The organism is Maribacter sedimenticola, assembly GCF_900188415.1.
In the GTDB taxonomy this organism is placed as follows: domain Bacteria; phylum Bacteroidota; class Bacteroidia; order Flavobacteriales; family Flavobacteriaceae; genus Maribacter; species Maribacter sedimenticola.
On record NZ_FZNV01000002.1, the window covers coordinates 461,747 to 482,993 of the forward strand.

Below are 21,247 nucleotides of genomic sequence, written 5' to 3' on the forward strand. Positions count from 1 at the left end.
TAAAATTAGGTATACGGGTAGATGTCTTAGTCCTTTTTAAGCTTTTCAATTGCTTTCAATGTCATCCTTGCGCGGGCTTTATAAGCGGCACTCCCATATTCAAAGTTAAGTTTCAAGATTTGCTCCAATTCTGGATGTATCCAATCAATACTTTTTCCTAGTGAGAATAATGTGGTCATTGCATACGCTTTGGTGGCCACTTTATGCTCACCTATCAACCAATCAAAAGCTACCTCTGCAATAGTATTTAATTCTGTTTTGGTGAGTTTGTATTTTGGGCCGTCGCCGTAATGATAGCTTACCAATAGTTCACAAATCTTGGATGCGGGCCTAATGGAAGATTCAAGTGATAGATAAGGCAAAGCATCCTTAAAAGGTTGTATGTTATGGAATATATGGTGAATATCATCTTTGGCAACAAATTCCAACACCCAACTGGCCTTGGCGGACAACGGAGCCTTATCGTCTTTCATAATTTCGATTAGCAAAGGTATTAATGAGGGTTGGGATAAAATGGTTGCCGCCATTTCACCTCTTTTCTCCCGTGATGCATTGATGTAATTCAAAGCATTACAAAGCATTTCCTTTGTCATAAAATTGTATCTTTATTTCATATTTCCCCCAAATATGAAAATACTAAAAAAAATTAGCCTAGGCGTGGTTTTGATATTGGTTGCCATGCAGTTTTATAGTCCTACAAAAAATATTTCCCCAGGTGATCATACCGTAATTTTTACTAAGGAAACAAACCCGTCACAAAGCCTTAAAAATACCCTTAAAAATTCTTGCTTTGATTGTCATAGTGACAATACGGCCTACCCATGGTACAATAATATTGCGCCTATATCTTATTGGATCGCTGACCATGTACAGGAAGGTAAGGAACATTTGAATTTTTCAAAATGGGAGCACTACACATTGGATAAAAAAAATCATTTGTTACAGGAAATTGAAGAGGTGGTAGGCAATGAAGAAATGCCATTGACTTCATATACCTATTTGCACCGTGAGGCCGCACTGACCGAAATTGAAAAAAATGAAATTTTAGATTGGGTAAAGCGCACTCGAGTTATTTATCAATTAGGGAAGCTACCAAAGTAGGGACCCCTTCTACCGCTTTTTTGGAAATTACGGTTAAATTTTTTGCACTGCTTAAAGCAGGATTGGGATCAACAAAATATATAGGGGTTTCCGGTCTGGCAAAATCTATTAGACTAGCGGCAGGATATACTTGCATAGAAGTTCCTATGATGATCAAAATATCTGCCATTTGGGTATACGCAACGGCGTCCTCCAATAATGGTACCGCTTCGCCAAACCAAACAATGTGTGGTCTAATTTGATGACCATTCTTGCAGAGGTCACCTACGCAGATATTATTGGAACAGTAAAATATATCATGTGGATTTTTTGTGCTTCTGGCCTTTAATAATTCTCCATGAAGATGCACAACATGGCTACTGCCGGCCCTTTCGTGAAGATCGTCGACATTTTGGGTAACTATCGTAACATTGTAGAGCTGCTCCAACTTTACCAGTGCCCTATGGGCTTGGTTGGGCGAAACGGTCAGTAGCTGCTTTCTGCGTTGGTTATAGAATTCAAGCACTAACTCCGGATTTTTATTGAACCCTTCTGGGGTGGCAACCTCCATAACATCATGACCTTCCCATAACCCATTGGCATCTCTAAAGGTTTTTAATCCACTTTCTGCAGAAATTCCAGCTCCGGTCAATACAACAATGTTTTTCATATAGTCGTTCATTTCAGCTTAAAAATATACTTTTCTTATCTTGTCAACATGATAAATGAAAAGCTTTTAACATATTTGGAGCAATTTATTTCCGAGGAAAGAATCGAGCGTTTTAATGAGGTATTGAGCCAAAGGACCAATTATATAACGGTAGCCATAGAAGATGTATATCAAATGCACAATACCAGTGCGGTCATTCGTAGCTGTGAGTCTTTTGGAATACAGCAAGCACACGTTATTGAGCGTAAATACGGTCAACGTTTGGATAGCGAAATTGCAATGGGCGCCCAAAAATGGGTGGATATTATACGTTATCAGGAATCAAGTGAAGCTATGGTTGCATTGCGCGGCCAAGGTTATAAAATTGTTGCAACAAGCCCCCATGCCAATAGTTCCTTACTTCAAGACTTTCAAGTAACGGATAAAATAGCCTTGTTCTTTGGTACGGAAAGAAAAGGTTTAAGTGAATATGTATTAAATAATGCGGATACCTCCTTAAAAATACCAATGGTAGGCTTTACGGAAAGTTTGAACATTTCCGTCTCGGCTGCAATAATCCTTCAACAATTGACCGCACAATTAAAAGCAACCGAAATAGATTGGCAACTAACTCCCGATGAAATGATCGCCAAGCGATTAGATTGGACCAAAAAATCCATTAAAAGCATTGATGATATTCTTGAACGATATGAACGGGATAATTAATTTTTTATTAACTTGTTGTAAATAACCAATTTACCACCAACATGTATACCCTCATCATTATTTTAGGAATAGTATTGTTCATTGTATTGGTACTTGCCTTGATTGCCCCTAAAAATTATCATGTCTATAGAAGTATAGAATTAAATCATCCAACTAGTAAGGTTTGGGAACATATTAAATACTTGGAAAAGCAGACCCAATGGTCACCTTGGTCTAGAAAGGATCCTAACATGGAACAAAAAATTATTGGTACAGATGGTACTGTAGGTGCTGTCAGTTACTGGAACGGTAATAAAGAAGTAGGAGAGGGGGAGCAAGAAATCACCAAAATTGTAGAAGGAAAGCGTGTGGAACAAGATTTAAGGTTCTTAAAACCTTATAAGTCCGAATCTGAATGTTATATGGATTTAATAGAATTAGGCCCTAATAAAAGTAAATTAACATGGGGCTTTGCCGGGCAGAATAAATTTCCAATGAGTATAATGATGTTGTTTATGAACATGGATAAAATGGTAGGCAAAGATTTTGAACAAGGGTTGCAAAATTTAAAGGCTCAACTGCAAGGTGAATAATTAGTTATTCGTGAACAAACCATCTTAAATGGTTAGAATTTTTCGTAGGCACAGAATTGACATTTTGAGTTCATAAAACTTTAAAGCGGTCTATATCAATTTTGCTATCGTTATTTATATTGGGTACTAACTATTACAGCTGCTCTTTATTCGTTCTAATTAATTATCATGTGATTATATGAAATCAAATAATTATTGCTCGGCGAGTTCCAGAATAGCAGTGTTAAACTCATTTTCCAATTCAACCTGTTGATTGGCCACAACGACATAGGTATCCGTATACCGATCATATAATTTTGTGCCATTGCCAAAAATGCCTTTTACGGAGATTGATTTTTTACCTTTAGGAAGGTCTAGTCCAATTACGACTTTATCCGTGTACTTTTCGTTAGAGAAATATCTACTAAAAGCATAAGGTTTTTCAGTAAGGCGATTATGGATTCCTGCACCGATACTTGGGTGATCATTTCTAAAACGCCCAATTTTCTGCCAATGTTCCAGAATGTTTTTTGTTTGTGGAATGCTATCCAATTCGTTCCAATTCATAAAGGACCGCAGTGTGGCATCACCCTGAGTACCTTCAATCGTTAAGTTTCTTGCCGTTTCATCACCATAATAAATCTGAGAGGCTCCTGGGGTCAATAATAATACGTTGGCAGCCCTAAACGGGTCGTTACGCTCTTTGTCAAACGGTTGGCCATCATCATGTGAGGTAAGATAATTAACCACGCTTTTGTCCTTTAAGGTTGTGTGCAACAGTTTACTGTATTTTTTAAATATGGTTTCATACTCCTTTTCTGCGTCTGTCTTTAGTTCAAAGTTGATAAGACTCTTAAAACCGTTGGCGTAATAGTCAACCTTTTTATCCCCCAAATCAAAATCCCTTCCGCTTGAGATACCATAGTTGTAAACTTCGCCCACCATATAAAACGGATTATCGTCCAAGACCAATGATGCATTTTTTTGCTTCCAAAGCTTAAATGCAGCAGCAGCTTCCGTATATAATTCTGCCCATGCGTTTTCGTTGACGTGCTTAACGGTGTCTACCCTAAAGCCATCTATTCCAAATTGGTGTATATAATCCGTAAGCCATTTCATGATATAGAAGCGGGGTGCCCTGGGGTGTCCTGTTCTGTTGAAAAATACGTCAAGCTCGTCTAGTTCTTCACTAAGTCTACCTTCTTTTTTCCATTTGGCCAATAAGGCATCGGGTAGTTTTACAGCTGTATTGGATTCTGTTAGTATATCTGGAAGGTTCTCAACCAAGGTACAACTTGTAGTATTTTCATAGGTTGTAAATTCACACGTTGGTGAGGTCCTGACCCATTCTTGCGGCCAGACCGGATCTTGGTCCGTTACCGGGCCGGTATGGTTCAAAACTACATCCAACAGAACGCGAATTCCTTTATTGTGTGCCTTTTTTACCAAATTCCTCAAATCTTCCTCGGTACCAAAATTAGGGTCCAAAGAGGTCCAATCCTTGGCCCAATATCCATGATAGGCATATGTGTTACCGGTACCTTCGTCCGTTGCGCCATGCACTTGTTCAATTACCGGAGTAAACCAAATTGCATTAACACCAAGGTCCGTAAAATAACCATCTTCAATTTTTTGGATTATTCCCTGTATGTCACCGCCCATGAACCCTCTTAATTTGCCAGTCTCTTGATCGCGCCCATAATTAATATCATTATTAGGGTTGCCGTTATTAAAACGATCGGTAAGTAAGAAATAGATTGTGGCAGATTCCCATTGAAAATTTGGGTTTGGAGTAACCGCTTGACCTGTTGTGAGGGATGAATTCTGGGTTTTTTCTTTATTCTCTTTAACGGTAGACTGGCAGGCTACAAAAAGAAAAATAGAAAGTATGGCAAGTATGTTAGATTTCATTTCCGTGTTATTTTTGCTAAAGCTATAACAAGGAACCGAGTCTAAAAAATATTATTTTTTTCTATTTAGAACTTTGTATTCTTCATAGCAACTGCTTATGGCATCCAAAATTTGAAGGTCATTGGCCGTTGTGATAAATGATTTGGAGTAATTGCAATTATTAAGGATGTCTTGAATATCAACTTTTTCCAATTGAAGAAATTCCGTCAAAGTTTCACGATCAAATTTAGATGCAAGTAGATTTCTTATTTCGTCGTCTTCGCGCATTTGCCTTAATTTACGTAATTGTGCGGGTTTTTTGCCAAATAGATTCCGTAACAGGTCAGCAGGATTTAATATGGCACCCAATACCTTTGTTACCGCGCTAGGGTTCTTGTTTCCGCCCTCATAGCTTACGCCCAATCCAGAAATACTATATTGGTATGCATTGTTGATCGGAAGGTTTTTGACGTCAATTTCTAAATAGCCGGTAAGTTGATAAGGCCTTACAATAACTTCTTCAAGGGCATAGGCCAATTCAGTAAGGGCAATTTCAGTATTTTCAAATTTGAACATGTCATTGGTTACGCGTACTTTTTGTGATTTAAAACCAAGAAATGAAAAGTATAGCGTATCATTTACTGCCGCTGTAATGGTAAATTCCCCTTTTTCGTTGGTTATTGTACCAAATACCTGGTTTAAATTGACAACGTGCACACTTTCTAAAGGGGAAGCTGTCTGCGCATTGATAACTACTGCTTTTATACGTTGTGCGTCATCCCCGTCCTGGGCAAAACCAATAAATGATAAACAAATAAAAAATAAGACTAGAATATGCTTCATGCTGTTAACAAGGGGTTTAATATGCAAACAAAACAAAAAAATACGCCGAAGCGTATTTTTTAATATACAATTAACTAAAAGAAATCACCTCTTCTTTTAGTGCCTGATCTTCTTTTTCCCGAGTTTGGACTATCAGATTTGCTCCGTTCCCTTCTTCGTCCCTTGCCGGAACCACTTCTGTCATCATCCCTTTTTGCGCCTCTTTTGCCTTTAAAGCCACCGCCTCCGCCAAAGCTTCTACGTTTACCGCCGCCACCGCCACCGGGGTTTTTGGATACTTCCACATTAACAAATCTACCATCTACCTTAAAATCTGTAAACTTGTCCAAAATTTGTTGCGTGGATGAAGATTCAGTATTAAAGAAAGAAAAACTTTCCTTTACATCTACTTTAAATACGTCTTCTTGTCCCAGACCAACGGTATCTCGTACAAAATCCTTCAATGACATCCAGTCATACCCATCTTTTTCACCAACGTTGATGAAGTAACGAACCGCACCATTAGTAGGTATTTCACCACCTCTTCTGCTATCTCCCCTGTCCTTTCCGCCATCAGGTGAATTTAGGTCCTTGGATTTGTTATAATAGTTTGAGAATCTTGTGAATTCCGCGGAAATCAATTTTTTTATCAGTTCCTCACGATCTATACCTTCCAATATTTCGTTAATGGCGGGTAAGTAACTGTCTATATCAGAACTGGTTTCGGTATCCTTGATTTTATTGGCCAAATGATGAAGTTGAATACCACAGATTTCCATTCCCGTGGGTACTTTTTTCAATTCAAACTTTTGGTTGATCTTGTTTTCGATTGCCCTGATCTTGCGTTGTTCGCTTTTGGTGATCAAAACCATTGAAATTCCGGTTTTACCTGCACGTCCCGTTCTTCCGCTACGGTGTGTATAGGTTTCTATTTCGTCCGGTAACTGGTAATTGATTACATGGGTAATATCGTCAACATCAATTCCACGTGCAGCAACATCCGTAGCTACCAACATTTGAATTTGGCGTTTACGGAACGAGTTCATTACCAAATCTCGTTGGTTTTGGCTCAAGTCACCATGCAGTGCACCTGCATTATATCCGTCTTCTATTAAATTTTCAGCAACCTTTTGGGTGTCTCTCTTGGTTCTACAAAAAACAACTGCAAATATGTCCGGGTTGGTATCTGCCAATCTTTTAAGCGCAGGATAACGATCACGTCCGCCTACAACATAATATTCGTGCTGTACCGTAGTAGCGCCTGAATTTTTGGCTCCCACCGTAATTTCCTGTGGTGAGTGCATGAATTTTTTAGCAATAATGGCGACTTCCTTGGGCATGGTTGCAGAGAACAGCCATGTAGATTTGTCGTTGGGGGTTCCGGAAAGGATATCCTTGATATCCTCCATAAAGCCCATGTTCAGCATTTCGTCAGCTTCATCAAGAATACAATAGTCGATCTTGGAAATGTCTACCAGTCTTCTACTGATCATATCCTTCATTCTACCGGGGGTGGCCACTATAATTTGGGCACCACGCTTAATTTGCCTTGCTTGCTCCGTAATACTGGCGCCACCATAAATGGCTACAACGTTGATGTTGCGCTCGTATTTGGAATAGGCTTGCATTTCTTTGGTGATCTGTAAGCAAAGCTCACGGGTAGGAGATAGGATCAAACCTTGTGTGGTTCTACTGTCACTATCAATTTTTTGGATTAATGGAAAACCGAATGCGGCGGTTTTACCGGTACCGGTCTGTGCCAAGGCAACTAGATCGGTTTCGCTTTCCAATAAAATTGGAATTGCTTTTTCTTGTACTTCAGATGGATTTTCAAAACCCATGTCGGTAACAGCATCTAATAAGGACTTCTGCAGTCCCAGTGCTTCAAACTTTGTCATAAATATGTTATACTAAATCGCAAATATGAATGTTGCATAGAGCGATTATCGATATAACCTTAAATTAGACTCAGCGCAACACATGCTATACCAGCGGCGTTAATTAATTTGCAAAGGTACTACGAATTATTGGACTAGTATAATAAATAGGAAAGTATTAAGGAGCCAATACATAGCCGTATATAGATAGGATGCTTCCTATAATGCCAAATATAATCATAAGTACGATTAGGCTTTTTTGCAACAAGGGATTATCATAAATAATTATACAGACAGCGCCCAATACAATGCATATTTGATAAAAAAGCATACCATAGTCAAATTTTTTGGTGGCATAATCATAAGATGCTGCCAGTTCTTGCCATTCCTTGACACCGGTTATTTTTCCTAATTCGCCTTCAAGGTCTTGGGTCCAGTTATCTTGTCCTACACTGGCGGAACCGTTTAGAATTTCAGTTTTTTCGGCTCCATATTTCTCTATCTTGTATTGTACCGCTTTAATTTTTTCTTCTACAATGGGAATTTTATCTTCGGTAACGATTCCTGTGCTGATCAAGGCGTTTAAATAGTCATATTCACTTTCCTTGAGACTTTCCTTGATGCTTTTGGATTGGTACCAGTTGGAGTAGCTGACTACATTGTTGTGTGCGATCATCATTTCTTCCTCCAGCTCTCCGTTTACCATTTGTGAAATAGCCATGAGGGCGGCAAATATTGCAATAAGGACACCGCCTATGGCTTCCGCTTTTTCAGATGCGACCGAAACTTCTACTGTTTCCCTGTAGTTTTTATCTTGTGACATTAGTATGCTTTAAATACGCTATTAATTTTTGAAACGCCCTGCCTCTGTGACTAATCTTATTTTTTTCGAACAAAGGTAATTGTGCAAATGTTTGGTCATAGCCTGTAGGTTTAAATATGGGGTCATAGCCAAACCCTTGTTCTCCATATTGAGACATGGTAATTTCACCATCCACCTTTCCCTCAAATATATGGGTTTCACCGTTTAGATTTAGTGCTATAACGGTTTTAAAATAAGCCGAACGATCTTTTGACCCTTCTAATTTGGTCAATAATTTAGACATATTGGCCTGTGCATTGTTTTCAGGACCGGCATATCGTGCGGAGAGAACGCCGGGCTCACCATTTAGTGAGGTTACCAACAGTCCTGTATCATCTGCAAAGCATGGTAATTGATAGGTGTTCGTAATATAATTGGCCTTTAATCTTGCGTTGCCTTCCAAAGTATTCTCGGTTTCTGGAATGGCTTCGTGGCACCCCAGCGTTTCTAAGCTTATTAGTTCTAACGAAGGAGGAACCAATTTTTGTAATTCTATTAATTTGTTAGGATTGTGTGTAGCAAAAACAAGTTTCATTGCAATAATTTGGGGGACCAATTAATTAGTTTTGATTTTCAAAAGTAGTAATTTTATAAAATGGAATTAAAGTTACCTCCCGCTTTGGTGTTTTTGGTCTTTGGCTTTTTAATGTACGGTCTTGATTTTGTATTGCCTTTTGGCCATTTTGATTTTTTTGGACGCATGTTGCTTTTTAAGGCTTTAATGGTTTCAGCCTTTGTAATTGTTTTTATATCCTTATTTCAATTTTATAGGGCAAAGACTACCGTGGATCCAACCCGTCCGGACAAGGCGGCCAAATTAGTGGTAGATGGTATTTTTAAATACTCTAGAAATCCTATGTATTTAGCCATGTTGCTTACGTTATTGGCCTTAGGAGTGTATTTGGGCAATGCGTTTAATACTCTGGTAGCCGCTGCATTTGTTGCTTATATGAACCGTTTTCAGATAATTCCGGAAGAATTGGTTTTAAAGGAAAAATTTGGGCGTGCATATAAGGAATATTGTACGTTGACCAGACGTTGGTTTTAGACAATTTACAATGTATATATTATCTAAATCACTAATACTTAAAAATATTAGTTAATTTGCTTATAATTGAATATATTAGTGTTTTAAATAATAGTTATGATTGCAATTATAACAGGTGACATTATAAATTCTGAAAATTATCCATCCTCACAATGGATTGAAATGTTAAAAACATATTTTAATCAATTTGGTGCATCGCCCATGAATTGGGAAATTTATAGAGGAGATGAATTTCAATTAAAGGTTACCAAACAAAATGCGCTGTTTACTGCAATAAGAATAAAGGCAATGCTTAAGACCATAAAGGGTCTTGATGTTAGAATGGGAATAGGAATAGGGTTAGAAACCTATATAGGTTCTGGGGTAACGGAATCTAATGGTCCTGCATACCAACGTTCAGGTAGGAATTTTGAATCGCTCAAGGATAGCAAGGTCAATTTAAGCATTGCAACAGGCGTGGCCCAATATGATCGTACTTTGAACCTAATGTTGCAATTAGCACTTGATTTTATGGATGATTGGAGTGTGGTATCTGCAGAAATTGTAGCCTTGGTCTTAGATCATCCTGATGATTCCCAAAAAGAAATAGCCCAAAAACTGGGAATAAAGCAATCTGCGGTTAGCCAACGTTTAAAACGTGCCAGGCTGGATTTGGTATTGGATTTATTGAATTATTATAAAGAGATAATCACGGAAATTTAAGATGTTGATATTTATAAAATTGATTTTGGCACATTTAATAGGGGATTTTGTCCTTCAGCCAACTAAGTGGGTGGTACATAAGGAATCCAATAAAGTTTCCTCCAAGTATTTGTACTTACATGTTTTACTGCATTTTGTACTTTATATGCTTTTATTGTGGGACCTTGCCCTATGGAAAATGGCGATGGTCATAGCTATTGGCCATTTAGGTATAGATATTCTTAAATTATATACCGATCCCATGTTTAAAAATAAGAGCATTCCTTTTTTTATAGATCAAGGATTACATGTGTTATTGATATACATATGTGTATTTTATGGGGATCTAAGTGGAAGGACCGTTTTGTTGTTTCAGGATATGGACTGGTACTTGGTTACGGCAATTGTATTTGTAACTTATCCGGCAGCGATCATAATGGGTAAAGTTTTGGAAGGCATGGCCAACCAGATAGAAACAGATCATAAATCCTTGCCAAATGCCGGTAAATATATTGGAATGATAGAGCGTCTATTTGTTTTGATCTTCATCGTTATTGGCAGGTGGGAGGTCATTGGTCTATTGATAGCCGCTAAATCCGTATTCCGGTTTAATGACCTTAAGGAACGAAACAATAGAAAGCTTACGGAATATATTTTGATAGGAACTCTGGTTAGTTTTGGTTTGGCAATTTTGGCCGGATTATTATATATGTCTCAATACCATTAGTATGTGTGGAAAAAGTGTTCTAATAACATGCCTTATACTTTTTTGTTCAATTGGTGGTGCCCAGGAAAATACCTTTGTTTCATTTGATGGGGTACCTATTGTATATACAGATGAAGGGGAAGGAAAGCCGGTATTGTTAATACATGGGTTTATAAATACACGAAAGTCATGGGACAATACCGAACTAAAAAAAGATTTGTTGGCAAATGGTTACCGGGTAATAATACCAGACTTAAGGGGAAATGGAGAATCTGGAAAACCCCAGAAGGATGCTGCATATGCCGGTAATTCCGAAATTATGGATCTTAAATTATTAATGGATCATTTGCGGATCACTGCATATTTAGCAATTGGATATTCCAGGGGAAGTATTCTGTTGGCCAAATTGTTGACCGAGGATAAACGAATATCAAAAGCGGTACTGGGCGGTATGGGAATAGATTTTATCAACCCACAGTGGGATAGGCGGATCATGTTCGCAAATGCATTCAACGGAGATGTAAACGAACTAACTATTGGTGCGGTCAATTATGCAAAGTCGATCAATGCAGATCTAAGGTCATTGCATTTGCAGCAGAAATATCAACCTGTAACTTTAAAAAAAGAATTGAAGGCCGTTAAAACGGAAGTTTTGGTGGTGCGCGGAGATCAGGATCTTGAAAACGGAAATTCAGAAAGTTTGAGCAAAGCCTTTAAAAACGGTAAGTTTGCCATAGTAAAAGGAGATCATAACAAGACATATAAGACCAAGGGTTTTGCCAGCGTAATACTACAATTTTTGGAGTAGGTCTATGTCTTTTGATTATATATGCATCATAACCAATCCTTTTTGTTTTATTTACAGGATATCGTTTAACAGGACAAATTTAATTTTTACTTTTGATGCTTAATTTTAACCAGAAACCTAAATCTAAAACAGTAGTTGGCAATGACCGAATTGAGTAGAAAATACGTTTTTGATTTCGATAGTACTTTGACCAGGGTAGAGGCATTGGATGTTCTTGCGGAAATGACCTTAGAGGGTAAGTCCAATAAAGAAGATGTGATCAAGGAAATACAGAAGATTACTAATCTGGGTATTGATGGAGATATCTCGTTTACGGAATCCTTGGAACGTCGTATCAAGTTGCTCAATGCCAAAAAGGAAGATTTGGACGGTTTGGTAAAGGAACTACGTAATAAGATTTCAAAATCTATTGAATCCAATAAAGAGTTTTTTCAGAAATACGCAGATGATATCTATGTAATATCCTGTGGTTTTAAAGAATTTATTGATCCAATTGTAGAGGAATATAATATTCCGTCTGAAAGAGTGTATGCAAATACATTTAAATTCGACGAAGAAGGTAATATCATTGGTTTTGATGAAAAAAATGTACTATCTCAGCATAATGGCAAAATTGATTGTCTTAGGCAAATGGATTTGGACGGAGAGGTTCAAGTAATAGGAGATGGGTATAGTGATTACGTAATGCGCGAGGCAGGTATTGCAGATAAATTTTTTGCATATACCGAGAACGTGCATAGAGAAAAGGCCGCAAACAATGCGGATTATGTTACACCAAGTTTAGATGAATTTTTATTTGTGAATAAATTGCCAAGAAATATCTCGTACCCAAAAAATAGGATTAAGGTCCTATTATTAGAAAATGTGCACACCGCTGCATTTGAAAATCTATCTGAAGACGGATTTTCCGTAGAACTTATTAAACACAGCTTGCCAGAAGAGGAGCTACTTGAAAAAATCAAGGGCGTACATGTTTTGGGTATAAGGTCAAAGACCCAGGTTACCCAAAAAGTTTTGGACGCCGCGGATAAATTATTGGTAGTAGGTGCGTTTTGTATAGGAACTACCCAAATAGATCTACAACATGCTAAGAAAAAAGGTGTTGTAGTATTCAATGCTCCTTACAGCAATACAAGATCAGTAGTAGAATTGGCCATTGGTGAGATCATTATGTTAATGCGTAGTGTATTTGATCGTAGTAGGGAAATACACGAAGGGCAATGGCAAAAAACGGCTGCAGGCTCTCGTGAGGTACGTGGAAAGAACTTGGGAATTGTAGGTTATGGAAATATTGGTAAACAATTATCCGTACTTGCAGAAGCCATGGGCATGCGGGTATATTATTATGATGTGGATGACAAATTGGCCTTGGGCAACGCGGTAAAATGCAACTCATTGGAAGATTTGCTAAACGTATCGGATGTGGTCACGTTGCATATAGACGATAATAAGGCCAATAAGAATTTTATTGGGGCACGTGAGATAAAGCAAATGAAAAAAGGAGCCATGCTTATTAATTTGTCTCGTGGTTTTGTGGTGGACATAGATGCTTTGGCAGATGCGTTAAAAGAAGGTCATATTGGCGGTGCGGCCATAGATGTATATCCGGATGAACCTGCCAGTAACGGTAGTTTCCAAACAAAACTTCAAGGTTTTGACAATGTAATATTAACTCCACATGTGGGTGGCAGTACAGAAGAGGCACAAAGGGATATTGCGGACTTTGTACCCAACAAGATTATGGATTATATCAATTCCGGTAATACGGTAGATGCGGTAAACTTCCCAAACATACGTTTGCCAAAGCAAAATAAATCTCACCGTTTCTTACACATTCATAAAAACGTACCTGGTATTATGGCCAAAATCAATAAGGTATTGGCAGAATATGAGTTGAATATTTCCAGTCAATATTTATCTACCGATAATGAAGTAGGCTATGTAATAACGGATTTGGATAGGGAATATAATAAGGATGTAATCAAGGCTTTGAAAAAAGTAGAGAATACCATTAAGTTTAGGGTCCTATATTAAAAGTTCTTAGAAATTTGAACATAACATCTTAAAAAGTTCGAAATTGGGTTAAGTACTCAAATTCGGACTTTTTTTGTACATATAAAAAGTTTAAAACGGTTACAAAGGCTAATCTATTGGTGATGATACGGTTCGTTTCTTAAAATGGTATAGGCCCTATATATTTGTTCTGTAATGAATAAGCGCACCATTTGATGTGAAAAGGTCATTTTGGATAGACTGATTTTACCAGAAGCTTTGGCATATATTTCATGACTGAAGCCATAAGGTCCACCAATTAGAAAGACCAGTTGCTTTATACCTGAATTCATTTTTTTCTGTAAAAAAGTAGAAAATTCTACAGAGGAGTAGTGTTTACCTTTTTCGTCAAGGACTATAAGTACATCGGTAGGGGCTATTTTTTTAAGAATCAATTCGCCCTCTTTGCTTTTTTGTTGTTCTTCGGATAGATTTTTGGTTTTCTTTAAATCGGGTATCAGCTCTATTTCAAAATTGATATAGTGCTGTAATCGTTTATCGTATACATCAATTAGTTCTTGTAATTGGGAACTATCGGTTTTGCCAATGGCCAAAAGTTTTATAGTCATAGTTCAAAAGTAAATCAATTTCACAAATGGATTTGTAAATTAGCATAGCAATACATTCTAATATATGATTTCAGAAGCACAATTTAAGGAGGAGATAAAGTTAATAATAGCCAATGCCATTCGTGAGGATGTGGGTGATGGAGACCATAGTTCATTGGCCTGTATACCCAATACCGCTACCGGAAAGGCAAAATTACTCGTAAAGGACGAAGGTGTAATAGCTGGTGTAGATTTTGCAAAACTGGTCTTTTACTATGTAGACCCAGATTTAACAATTGATGTAAAGATTAAGGATGGGTCATCTGTTAAATATGGTGATATTGTATTCTATGTTGAAGGAAGTTCACAAAGTATTTTAAAGGCGGAGCGTTTAGTACTTAATGCCATGCAACGAATGAGTGCTATTGCAACAAAGACCAATATGTTCGTCAATTTATTAAATGGCACGGGAACAAAAATTTTGGATACCAGAAAAACTACACCGGGAATACGTGCATTGGAAAAATGGGCGGTAAAAATAGGAGGAGGGGAAAATCATAGATTCGCATTGTATGATATGATTATGTTAAAGGATAACCATATAGATTTTGCAGGAGGAATTACCAAAGCTATCGAAAAGACAAAAAAATATTTAGAAGTTACCGGCAAAGATCTAAAGATTATCGTGGAAGCAAGAAATTTGGAAGAAATAAAGGAAATTTTACAGTCCAGTGGTGTGTACAGGATTTTAATAGATAATTTTAATTATGAAGATACCCGTAAAGCAGTAGAATTAATTGGAGATACATGCCTTACAGAATCTTCTGGGGGTATTAATGAAAAAACCATTAGGGAATATGCTGAATGTGGGGTAGATTATATTTCCTCTGGGGCTTTGACCCATTCTGTATATAATATGGACTTAAGCTTAAAAGCGGTGTAAATGTCATTGGAGGTCGAAGAAAAACTAGATAAAATCCCTATTATTAACTGGCTCGTAAAGTTATTGAAAGAGATTAGGTTGCCAGGCTTTGAGGGGCTATCTGTATATGACCTTTTGGAAATGTATGTTTTGGGCATATTAAAAGGAACTTTGTCCACACGCGCAAGTGCAATTGCATTTAGCCTGTTTATGGCACTTTTCCCTTTATTGATTTTTATGGTGACTTTGGTCCCTTTTTTATTACCCTATATTAATATTGAACATGGAGATTTTGAGGTACAGTTTAGATTGTTCTTGGAATCATTTTTGCCCACGGCCACAGGAGAATATTTTGGAGAGGTGTTTCAACAGATCAAGGATCAAAAGAGAGGTGGGCTTCTTTCTTCATCTTTTGTATTGTCCATTTTTCTAATTGCCAATGGTGTCAACTCCATTTTTGGGGGTTTTGAGACATCGTATCATATAGAGCTTACACGTCATTTTTTCAGGCAGTATCTTTATGCGTTAATGGTAGGTCTTATTTTGGCCATTTTAATAATCCTTGGTTTTGTGGCCTTTGTATATTTTGAATTTTACGTACTGGGCTATTTATCGGAATTTGCAGCAAGGCAAGGAGGATACATTCTTGGTGAAGAGGAAGTAGTAGGTGTCCAAATTGCAAAAGTGTTATTTTTTATTGTTCTATCGTACTTTACTACGGCAATCTTATATTATTTTGGAACCAGGGAAGGAAAGCAAGCTAGGTTTTTTTCCTTTGGAGCATTAATGACAACCATTCTTTTTTTAATCACTTCATATTTGTTCGGTATTTATGTAGAGAAATTTGCACGGTATAATGAATTATATGGGGCGTTGGGAGGTTTATTGATATTAATGGTATACATCTGGTTAAATTCCAATATATTGCTGTTGGGGTTTGAGCTTAATGCCTCCCTGAATACACTTAGAAAAATCACAAGAAAAGAATGAGAGACCTAATTATAAAGTTTAGTTACCTATGTATAATAATGTGTACGGTAAGTGCATACGGTCAATCCGTATTTGGTAAATGGAAAACCATAGATGATCGTACCGGATTACCAAAAGGGGTCATAGAAATTTATGAAAAGGACGGTTTAATGTATGGTAAGGTCATTAAAATATTGGAAGAAGGTAAAGAGGGGGTAACCTGTGTTAAATGCGATGGGGAGTTAAAGGATAAACCGGTAGAGGGCATGGAAATTATTACGGCAGGAGAACGAAATGATGATGGGGAGTGGAAAGGTAAAAGGCTTTTTGACCCAGAACAGGCCATGACATTCAGGTTTAAGATTTGGTTGAATCCTGATAATTCAGATGAATTGAAGGTAAGGGGGTATTTGGCCTTTATCTATAGGACGCAAACTTGGGTCCGCGTAGAGGGGTAATTGGTATGGCAAACTTTATCAATGTCATATTGCCCATTCCGTTAGAGCGTCTATTTACATATAGTATTACAAGTGAAGAAGCTGGTTTGTTAAAGCCTGGTATGCGTGTTGCGGTACCTTTTGGCAAATCAAAAATTTATACAGGTTTGGTATATAGTATACACCAAGACCCGCCACAAGCCTATGAAGCTAAGGAGATTCACCAGCTTTTAGATGATTATCCTATTGTACATGATACACAGTTAAAACATTGGGAATGGATAGCTTCATATTACATGTGCACATTGGGGGAAGTGGTGCGCAGTGCACTGCCAAGTGCATTTTTGTTGGAAAGTGAAACCTTGGTACTCCGTAATACGGCTTATGAGATTGATGAAAATGATTTGCTGGACGATGAATTTTTAGTGTTCGAGGCATTGCAGCATCAATCTGTCCTTAAGGTTCAAGAAGTTTCTGCCATTGTGGAACGGAAAAACATTTTGCCCGTCCTAGAACGGTTATTGGCCAAAAAAGTCATTGTGCTTAAAGAAGAGGTATATGAACAATATAAACCTAAGTTGGTCCGCTATGTTCGGTTAGGTTCCCAGTATACAACGGATGAGAAATTAGAGGCCCTATTACATACCTTAAATAGGGCACCTAAACAAAGCCAAGTTGTACTCACTTTATTTCAATTACAGGGAAGTACCGGAAAACCAATAAAGGTTTCCGAGCTGGAAAAATCGAGCAACACTTCAAAAGCTATTATTAAATCTTTGGTGGACAAGGCTATTCTAGAGGAATATTATATAAAAACCGATAGGGTAAACTATGATGGTGGTACGGAGCATGTTGATAGTAAAGCGCTGAACGAGTATCAGGAACAAGCCTTGCTGGATATTAAAGCATCTTTTCAAGAAGATAAGGTCACGTTGCTGAAAGGAGTAACATCTTCCGGTAAAACCGAGGTATATGTAAAGCTCTTGGAGGAATGTTTGGAAAAAGGTCTTCAAGCATTGTATCTGTTACCGGAAATTGCCTTGACTACCCAGTTGATAAGCAGGCTACAGGAATATTTTGGTGATAAGATTGCAATATATCATTCTAAATATAATGTTCAGGAGCGGGTAGAAGTATGGCAGAATGTATTGCAGGGCAAGCCAAAGGCGCAATTGGTCATTGGGGCTAGATCGGCCATGTTTCTACCTTTTGGCAAATTAGGTTTGGTAGTTGTAGATGAAGAGCATGAGGGATCCTTTAAGCAATTTGATCCGGCTCCCAGATATCATGCGCGTGATGCTGCTATAGTGCTTGGCCTTATGCACAAGGCAAATGTACTTTTGGGTTCGGCAACCCCTAGTATAGAAAGTTATTTTAATGCACAGTCACATAAATATGGCTATGCGGAAATTACGAGAAGATATGGCAATGTGCTCATGCCGGATATGGAGCTTGTGGATATAAAGGAAGCAACCCGTAAAAAGCGGATGAAAGGACATTTTTCTGAACAACTGTTCGTGGGTATAGATGAAACCCTAAACGAAGGCGGTCAAATCATTTTGTTCCAGAACAGAAGGGGTTTTGCCCCTTTGCTGGAATGTTTAACATGTGGCCATACGCCTCAATGTCCCAATTGTGATGTAAGCTTGACCTATCATCAATACAGAAACCAGTTGCGCTGCCATTATTGTGGACATCATACCGCTTTACCAGAAAGTTGTTTTGCATGCGGTAGTCCAGAATTGGATACCAAAGGTTTTGGTACGGAACAGATAGAAAAAGAGGTTTCTGCATTATTTCCCAGCGCAAAGGTTGGCCGTATGGATCTGGATACTACCCGCGGAAAACATGGGTACGAAAAAATAATAACAGCTTTTGAACAACAGGAATTGGATATTTTGGTAGGTACGCAAATGTTGACCAAGGGTCTGGATTTTAGGAATGTGAGCTTGGTAGGTGTTATGAATGCGGATTCCTTATTGAATTTCCCGGATTATAGGGCCCACGAGCGTACATATCAATTATTGACCCAAGTTTCAGGAAGGGCTGGACGAACGAAAAAGCGGGGTAAGGTCCTTATACAGACCTATAATCCCTACCATCAAATTTTAAAGCAGGTTACCACGGGCGATTATGAAAATATGTATGCGGAACAGCTGTATGAAAGGGGGCAATTTAAGTATCCGCCAATATGTAGGATCATTAAGGTCACGTTTAAACATAAAAACTACAATGTAATCAATGAGGCTGCAGATTGGTTTGCTGGGGCGTTACGATCAAATTTTGGAGGAACGGTCTTGGGTCCGGAGTATCCGCCTGTTGCCAGGATAAGAAATCAATATTTAAAGCATATTATTGTAAAGGTGCATAGTGGGGAATCCTTGGCAAGGACTAAAGCCAATATTAGGCGCATAGAAACATCCTTTAAGGCGGTATCCATGTACCGTAGTGTACGGGTAATTTATAATGTAGACCATATATAATATAAAAAGACCGCTGTTAGGCGGTCTTTTAAAGTAGAATTATCTCATATTTCTTATACGTTACTTAGCGCTTCGGCCAATTCTGTTTTTTTGTTTCTGCTCAGTGGTATTGATCTACCGCTAACCTCAACATTTTTACTGTTGAATTTTTCAACCTTCTCTAGGTTAATGATATAAGACTTGTGTATTCTTAAAAACTTGTCTTCCGGCAATTGCTTTTCAAAAGATTTCATTGTTGATAAGATTACGATATTTGCCTCATCGGTTACTAGTTTTATATAGTCGCCAAGTGCTTCTATCCACTTAATATCATTTAATATAACCTTTCTTTTCTTAAGGTTGCTCTTTACGAAAATGTGTTCTTCATCTTCGTTCACGCGATGCATTTGTTCATAATTTGCAACCGCTCTTTTCACAGATGCATCAAAGCGTGCCATGGTAATGGGTTTATGTAAATAATCCGTTACATCATAGTCAAATGCTTTTAGTGCATAATCTGGTTTTCCGGTAATCAATATTACCTGAGGACTGTTTTCTAGGGACTCGAGTAGGTCGAATCCTGTGATAATTGGCATTTCAACATCAAGAAAAATAAGGTCGATCTCATGGTTCTTGATTCCATTTTTTGCTTCGATAGCATTGCTGTATTCTGCTACCATAGTTAAATTAGGATGATTGTTTACCAACTTTGCTACGGCCATCCTTTGCATGGACGAATCGTCAACGATGATACTTCTTAACTTCATAAGGGCTGATTTGTGGGGTTAAATCATCGACAAATAACCGAAAAAACCTGTTGAACTACAACAAAAGATGTGAACAATGCAGTGTTGATCGTGTACTTGGTAATGATCATATGTTTAAGATTTGGTTTATTTTTTTAATGTTGTTACCATTCAATAACGAAGAATATTCACATTTCTTATAATTATTTTAAAATAATATCTATTTTTGCACTCCTTAAAACAAATATAATATGAACCATTACGAAACTGTTTTCATTTTGAATCCCGTTCTATCTGATGTTCAGATAGAGGAAACAGTTAAGAAATTCGAGGATTTCTTAATTAAGAATGGCGCCAAAATGGTAGCCAAAGAGAACTGGGGGCTAAAGAAATTAGCTTACCCTATCCAAAACAAGAAGAGTGGATTTTATCACTTGTTCGAATTCACTAGCAACGGTGAGGTCGTTATGCCTTACGAGCAGGAATTTAGAAGAGATGAACGTGTTATGCGTTTCTTGACCGTTAAATTGGACAAGCACGCCATTGCATGGGCAGAAAAAAGAAGAACAAGAAACAAAAAAACCGCTAAAGCTTAAGTATTATGGCAACATTACAACAACAGGCAAAAGGAAAGAAAGATGGGGAGATCAGGTATCTAACTCCATTGAACATTGAGACCAACACAAAAAAGAAGTATTGTCGTTTTAAAAAATCCGGTATTAAGTACGTGGATTATAAGGATGCGGATTTTTTATTGAAGTTGGTAAACGAGCAAGGTAAATTACTACCTAGAAGACTTACAGGAACTTCGTTGAAGTATCAAAGAAAAGTAGCCCAAGCGGTAAAAAGAGCTCGTCATTTGGCGTTAATGCCATATGTTGCTGATTTATTAAAATAATAAGAAAAGTATCATGGAGCTTATATTAAAAGAAGACGTACAGAATTTAGGTTTTAAAGACGATATAGTAAATGTTAAGAACGGATATGGAAGAAATTTCCTTATTCCTCAAGGCTTGGCCGCTATGGCTACTACATCGGCTAAGAAAGTTTTGGCAGAAAACCTAAAGCAAAGAGCACACAAAGAGAAAAAAGTAATTGATGCCGCCAAAAAGACAGAAGAGGCATTAAAGGCTTTGGAATTGAAGATAACTGCTAAAACAGGAGCTGCAGATAAATTGTTTGGTTCTGTAACTAACGGTGATTTGGCAGATGCACTTGGAAAAGAAGGGCATGAAATCGATAAAAAATTCATTAGCATCTTGGGTGGTGCGGTTAAAAGAACCGGACCATATAATGCACAGATCAGATTACACCGTGAGGTTATCGTTGATTTTGGATTTGAAGTTGTTGCCGAGAAAAAGTAATAACAAGATTTGTTAATAATTTAAAAAGAGCTATGCATGCATAGCTC

The 21,247-nt window shown here is 37.7% G+C and carries 24 protein-coding genes; 15 read left to right on the plus strand and 9 right to left on the minus strand.

Annotated features, from left to right (window positions below):
• Positions 1 to 26: 26 nt before the first annotated feature.
• Positions 27 to 593, minus strand: a complete 567-nt coding sequence (locus CHB68_RS06980; protein WP_089260141.1) for a hypothetical protein — start codon at positions 591 to 593, stop codon at positions 27 to 29.
• A 34-nt stretch (positions 594 to 627) separates the two neighbouring features.
• Between CHB68_RS06980 and CHB68_RS06985 the strand changes: the two genes are divergently transcribed.
• A complete protein-coding gene (locus CHB68_RS06985; protein WP_089260142.1) occupies positions 628 to 1,101 on the plus strand; it encodes a heme-binding domain-containing protein in 474 nt (157 codons plus the stop codon).
• Here the strand turns inward: CHB68_RS06985 and CHB68_RS06990 are convergent.
• Positions 1,070 to 1,750: an SIR2 family NAD-dependent protein deacylase gene (locus CHB68_RS06990; protein ID WP_089260143.1), complete on the minus strand. Its 681-nt coding sequence runs from the start codon at positions 1,748 to 1,750 to the stop codon at positions 1,070 to 1,072. The two genes, CHB68_RS06985 and CHB68_RS06990, sit on opposite strands and share 32 nt — an antisense overlap.
• Before the next feature lie 51 nt (positions 1,751 to 1,801).
• Between CHB68_RS06990 and CHB68_RS06995 the strand changes: the two genes are divergently transcribed.
• A complete protein-coding gene (locus CHB68_RS06995; protein ID WP_089260594.1) occupies positions 1,802 to 2,455 on the plus strand; it encodes a TrmH family RNA methyltransferase in 654 nt (217 codons plus the stop codon).
• Positions 2,456 to 2,496: 41 nt separating this feature from the next.
• Positions 2,497 to 3,027, plus strand: a complete 531-nt coding sequence (locus tag CHB68_RS07000) for an SRPBCC family protein (protein ID WP_089260144.1) — start codon at positions 2,497 to 2,499, stop codon at positions 3,025 to 3,027.
• Positions 3,028 to 3,219: 192 nt separating this feature from the next.
• Here the strand turns inward: CHB68_RS07000 and CHB68_RS07005 are convergent, their stop codons facing one another.
• From CHB68_RS07005 to CHB68_RS07025, 5 genes are all read right to left on the minus strand, one after another.
• Positions 3,220 to 4,917 carry an alpha-amylase family glycosyl hydrolase gene (locus CHB68_RS07005; RefSeq protein WP_089260145.1) on the minus strand — a complete coding sequence of 566 codons (1,698 nt, stop codon included), beginning with the start codon at positions 4,915 to 4,917 and terminating at the stop codon, positions 3,220 to 3,222.
• Positions 4,918 to 4,968: 51 nt separating this feature from the next.
• Positions 4,969 to 5,739, minus strand: a complete 771-nt coding sequence (locus CHB68_RS07010; protein WP_089260146.1) for a carboxypeptidase-like regulatory domain-containing protein — start codon at positions 5,737 to 5,739, stop codon at positions 4,969 to 4,971.
• Positions 5,740 to 5,813: 74 nt separating this feature from the next.
• Positions 5,814 to 7,616, minus strand: a complete 1,803-nt coding sequence (locus CHB68_RS07015; protein ID WP_089260147.1) for a DEAD/DEAH box helicase — start codon at positions 7,614 to 7,616, stop codon at positions 5,814 to 5,816.
• Between the two features lie 157 nt (positions 7,617 to 7,773).
• The gene (locus CHB68_RS07020) at positions 7,774 to 8,418 is read right to left on the minus strand and encodes a DUF4337 domain-containing protein (protein ID WP_089260148.1); all 645 of its coding nucleotides are present in this window, start codon (positions 8,416 to 8,418) and stop codon (positions 7,774 to 7,776) included.
• Positions 8,405 to 8,992, minus strand: a complete 588-nt coding sequence (locus CHB68_RS07025) for a non-canonical purine NTP diphosphatase (RefSeq protein WP_089260149.1) — start codon at positions 8,990 to 8,992, stop codon at positions 8,405 to 8,407. Before CHB68_RS07025 ends, CHB68_RS07020 begins: the two co-directional genes overlap by 14 nt.
• Before the next feature lie 60 nt (positions 8,993 to 9,052).
• Here CHB68_RS07025 and CHB68_RS07030 point away from each other — a divergent pair, with 60 nt between their 5' ends.
• The 5 genes from CHB68_RS07030 to serA all read left to right on the plus strand — a co-directional run bounded on the left by CHB68_RS07030 (position 9,053) and on the right by serA (position 13,734).
• Positions 9,053 to 9,505: a methyltransferase family protein gene (locus CHB68_RS07030; RefSeq protein ID WP_089260150.1), complete on the plus strand. Its 453-nt coding sequence runs from the start codon at positions 9,053 to 9,055 to the stop codon at positions 9,503 to 9,505.
• A 96-nt stretch (positions 9,506 to 9,601) separates the two neighbouring features.
• A complete protein-coding gene (locus tag CHB68_RS07035) occupies positions 9,602 to 10,207 on the plus strand; it encodes a SatD family protein (RefSeq protein ID WP_089260151.1) in 606 nt (201 codons plus the stop codon).
• 1 nt (position 10,208) lies between these two features.
• Positions 10,209 to 10,913, plus strand: a complete 705-nt coding sequence (locus CHB68_RS07040; RefSeq protein ID WP_089260152.1) for a DUF3307 domain-containing protein — start codon at positions 10,209 to 10,211, stop codon at positions 10,911 to 10,913.
• Position 10,914: 1 nt separating this feature from the next.
• Positions 10,915 to 11,700, plus strand: coding sequence for an alpha/beta fold hydrolase (locus CHB68_RS07045; RefSeq protein ID WP_089260153.1), 786 nt, complete (start codon positions 10,915 to 10,917; stop codon positions 11,698 to 11,700).
• Positions 11,701 to 11,841: 141 nt separating this feature from the next.
• Positions 11,842 to 13,734: a phosphoglycerate dehydrogenase gene (gene serA / locus CHB68_RS07050; RefSeq protein WP_089260154.1), complete on the plus strand. Its 1,893-nt coding sequence runs from the start codon at positions 11,842 to 11,844 to the stop codon at positions 13,732 to 13,734.
• Positions 13,735 to 13,847: 113 nt separating this feature from the next.
• Here the strand turns inward: serA and rlmH are convergent, their stop codons facing one another.
• A complete protein-coding gene (rlmH, locus tag CHB68_RS07055) occupies positions 13,848 to 14,321 on the minus strand; it encodes a 23S rRNA (pseudouridine(1915)-N(3))-methyltransferase RlmH (protein WP_089260155.1) in 474 nt (157 codons plus the stop codon).
• Between the two features lie 64 nt (positions 14,322 to 14,385).
• Here rlmH and nadC point away from each other — a divergent pair, with 64 nt between their 5' ends.
• The 4 genes from nadC to priA are packed head-to-tail and all read left to right on the plus strand — an operon-like array spanning position 14,386 to position 19,111.
• Positions 14,386 to 15,243 carry a carboxylating nicotinate-nucleotide diphosphorylase gene (gene nadC, locus CHB68_RS07060; protein ID WP_089260156.1) on the plus strand — a complete coding sequence of 286 codons (858 nt, stop codon included), beginning with the start codon at positions 14,386 to 14,388 and terminating at the stop codon, positions 15,241 to 15,243.
• Positions 15,244 to 16,212: a YihY/virulence factor BrkB family protein gene (locus tag CHB68_RS07065; protein ID WP_089260157.1), complete on the plus strand. Its 969-nt coding sequence runs from the start codon at positions 15,244 to 15,246 to the stop codon at positions 16,210 to 16,212. It abuts the gene before it with no gap.
• Positions 16,209 to 16,649: a DUF2147 domain-containing protein gene (locus CHB68_RS07070; RefSeq protein ID WP_089260158.1), complete on the plus strand. Its 441-nt coding sequence runs from the start codon at positions 16,209 to 16,211 to the stop codon at positions 16,647 to 16,649. The genes CHB68_RS07065 and CHB68_RS07070 overlap by 4 nt, the downstream gene beginning before the upstream one ends.
• Before the next feature lie 5 nt (positions 16,650 to 16,654).
• Positions 16,655 to 19,111: a replication restart helicase PriA gene (priA, locus tag CHB68_RS07075; RefSeq protein WP_089260159.1), complete on the plus strand. Its 2,457-nt coding sequence runs from the start codon at positions 16,655 to 16,657 to the stop codon at positions 19,109 to 19,111.
• A 53-nt stretch (positions 19,112 to 19,164) separates the two neighbouring features.
• Here priA and CHB68_RS07080 read toward each other — a convergent pair whose 3' ends face one another.
• Positions 19,165 to 19,857: a LytR/AlgR family response regulator transcription factor gene (locus tag CHB68_RS07080; RefSeq protein ID WP_058103007.1), complete on the minus strand. Its 693-nt coding sequence runs from the start codon at positions 19,855 to 19,857 to the stop codon at positions 19,165 to 19,167.
• Positions 19,858 to 20,087: 230 nt separating this feature from the next.
• Here CHB68_RS07080 and rpsF point away from each other — a divergent pair, with 230 nt between their 5' ends.
• Genes rpsF through rplI form a run of 3 tightly spaced genes read left to right on the plus strand, consistent with a single transcriptional unit; the run spans position 20,088 to position 21,200 of the window.
• Positions 20,088 to 20,432, plus strand: a complete 345-nt coding sequence (gene rpsF, locus CHB68_RS07085) for a 30S ribosomal protein S6 (RefSeq protein ID WP_089260160.1) — start codon at positions 20,088 to 20,090, stop codon at positions 20,430 to 20,432.
• A gap of 5 nt (positions 20,433 to 20,437) precedes the next feature.
• The gene (rpsR, locus tag CHB68_RS07090) at positions 20,438 to 20,734 is read left to right on the plus strand and encodes a 30S ribosomal protein S18 (RefSeq protein ID WP_027067300.1); all 297 of its coding nucleotides are present in this window, start codon (positions 20,438 to 20,440) and stop codon (positions 20,732 to 20,734) included.
• A gap of 13 nt (positions 20,735 to 20,747) precedes the next feature.
• Complete coding sequence (rplI, locus tag CHB68_RS07095) at positions 20,748 to 21,200, plus strand: 50S ribosomal protein L9 (RefSeq protein ID WP_089260161.1); 453 nt, start codon at positions 20,748 to 20,750, stop codon at positions 21,198 to 21,200.
• Positions 21,201 to 21,247 lie beyond the last annotated feature (47 nt).

What these genes read in the sequence shown, in the direction of transcription:
- CHB68_RS06980 (WP_089260141.1), bottom strand. Translation starts at nt 593, where the DNA reads ATGACAAAGGAAATGCTTTGTAATGCTTTGAATTACATCAATGCATCA.
- CHB68_RS06985 (WP_089260142.1), top strand. Translation starts at nt 628, where the DNA reads ATGAAAATACTAAAAAAAATTAGCCTAGGCGTGGTTTTGATATTGGTT.
- CHB68_RS06990 (WP_089260143.1), bottom strand. Translation starts at nt 1,750, where the DNA reads ATGAAAAACATTGTTGTATTGACCGGAGCTGGAATTTCTGCAGAAAGT.
- CHB68_RS07000 (WP_089260144.1), top strand. Translation starts at nt 2,497, where the DNA reads ATGTATACCCTCATCATTATTTTAGGAATAGTATTGTTCATTGTATTG.
- CHB68_RS07005 (WP_089260145.1), bottom strand. Translation starts at nt 4,917, where the DNA reads ATGAAATCTAACATACTTGCCATACTTTCTATTTTTCTTTTTGTAGCC.
- CHB68_RS07010 (WP_089260146.1), bottom strand. Translation starts at nt 5,739, where the DNA reads ATGAAGCATATTCTAGTCTTATTTTTTATTTGTTTATCATTTATTGGT.
- CHB68_RS07015 (WP_089260147.1), bottom strand. Translation starts at nt 7,616, where the DNA reads ATGACAAAGTTTGAAGCACTGGGACTGCAGAAGTCCTTATTAGATGCT.
- CHB68_RS07020 (WP_089260148.1), bottom strand. Translation starts at nt 8,418, where the DNA reads ATGTCACAAGATAAAAACTACAGGGAAACAGTAGAAGTTTCGGTCGCA.
- CHB68_RS07025 (WP_089260149.1), bottom strand. Translation starts at nt 8,992, where the DNA reads ATGAAACTTGTTTTTGCTACACACAATCCTAACAAATTAATAGAATTA.
- CHB68_RS07030 (WP_089260150.1), top strand. Translation starts at nt 9,053, where the DNA reads ATGGAATTAAAGTTACCTCCCGCTTTGGTGTTTTTGGTCTTTGGCTTT.
- CHB68_RS07035 (WP_089260151.1), top strand. Translation starts at nt 9,602, where the DNA reads ATGATTGCAATTATAACAGGTGACATTATAAATTCTGAAAATTATCCA.
- CHB68_RS07040 (WP_089260152.1), top strand. Translation starts at nt 10,209, where the DNA reads ATGTTGATATTTATAAAATTGATTTTGGCACATTTAATAGGGGATTTT.
- CHB68_RS07045 (WP_089260153.1), top strand. Translation starts at nt 10,915, where the DNA reads ATGTGTGGAAAAAGTGTTCTAATAACATGCCTTATACTTTTTTGTTCA.
- serA (WP_089260154.1), top strand. Translation starts at nt 11,842, where the DNA reads ATGACCGAATTGAGTAGAAAATACGTTTTTGATTTCGATAGTACTTTG.
- rlmH (WP_089260155.1), bottom strand. Translation starts at nt 14,321, where the DNA reads ATGACTATAAAACTTTTGGCCATTGGCAAAACCGATAGTTCCCAATTA.
- nadC (WP_089260156.1), top strand. Translation starts at nt 14,386, where the DNA reads ATGATTTCAGAAGCACAATTTAAGGAGGAGATAAAGTTAATAATAGCC.
- CHB68_RS07065 (WP_089260157.1), top strand. Translation starts at nt 15,244, where the DNA reads ATGTCATTGGAGGTCGAAGAAAAACTAGATAAAATCCCTATTATTAAC.
- CHB68_RS07070 (WP_089260158.1), top strand. Translation starts at nt 16,209, where the DNA reads ATGAGAGACCTAATTATAAAGTTTAGTTACCTATGTATAATAATGTGT.
- priA (WP_089260159.1), top strand. Translation starts at nt 16,655, where the DNA reads ATGGCAAACTTTATCAATGTCATATTGCCCATTCCGTTAGAGCGTCTA.
- CHB68_RS07080 (WP_058103007.1), bottom strand. Translation starts at nt 19,857, where the DNA reads ATGAAGTTAAGAAGTATCATCGTTGACGATTCGTCCATGCAAAGGATG.
- rpsF (WP_089260160.1), top strand. Translation starts at nt 20,088, where the DNA reads ATGAACCATTACGAAACTGTTTTCATTTTGAATCCCGTTCTATCTGAT.
- rpsR (WP_027067300.1), top strand. Translation starts at nt 20,438, where the DNA reads ATGGCAACATTACAACAACAGGCAAAAGGAAAGAAAGATGGGGAGATC.
- rplI (WP_089260161.1), top strand. Translation starts at nt 20,748, where the DNA reads ATGGAGCTTATATTAAAAGAAGACGTACAGAATTTAGGTTTTAAAGAC.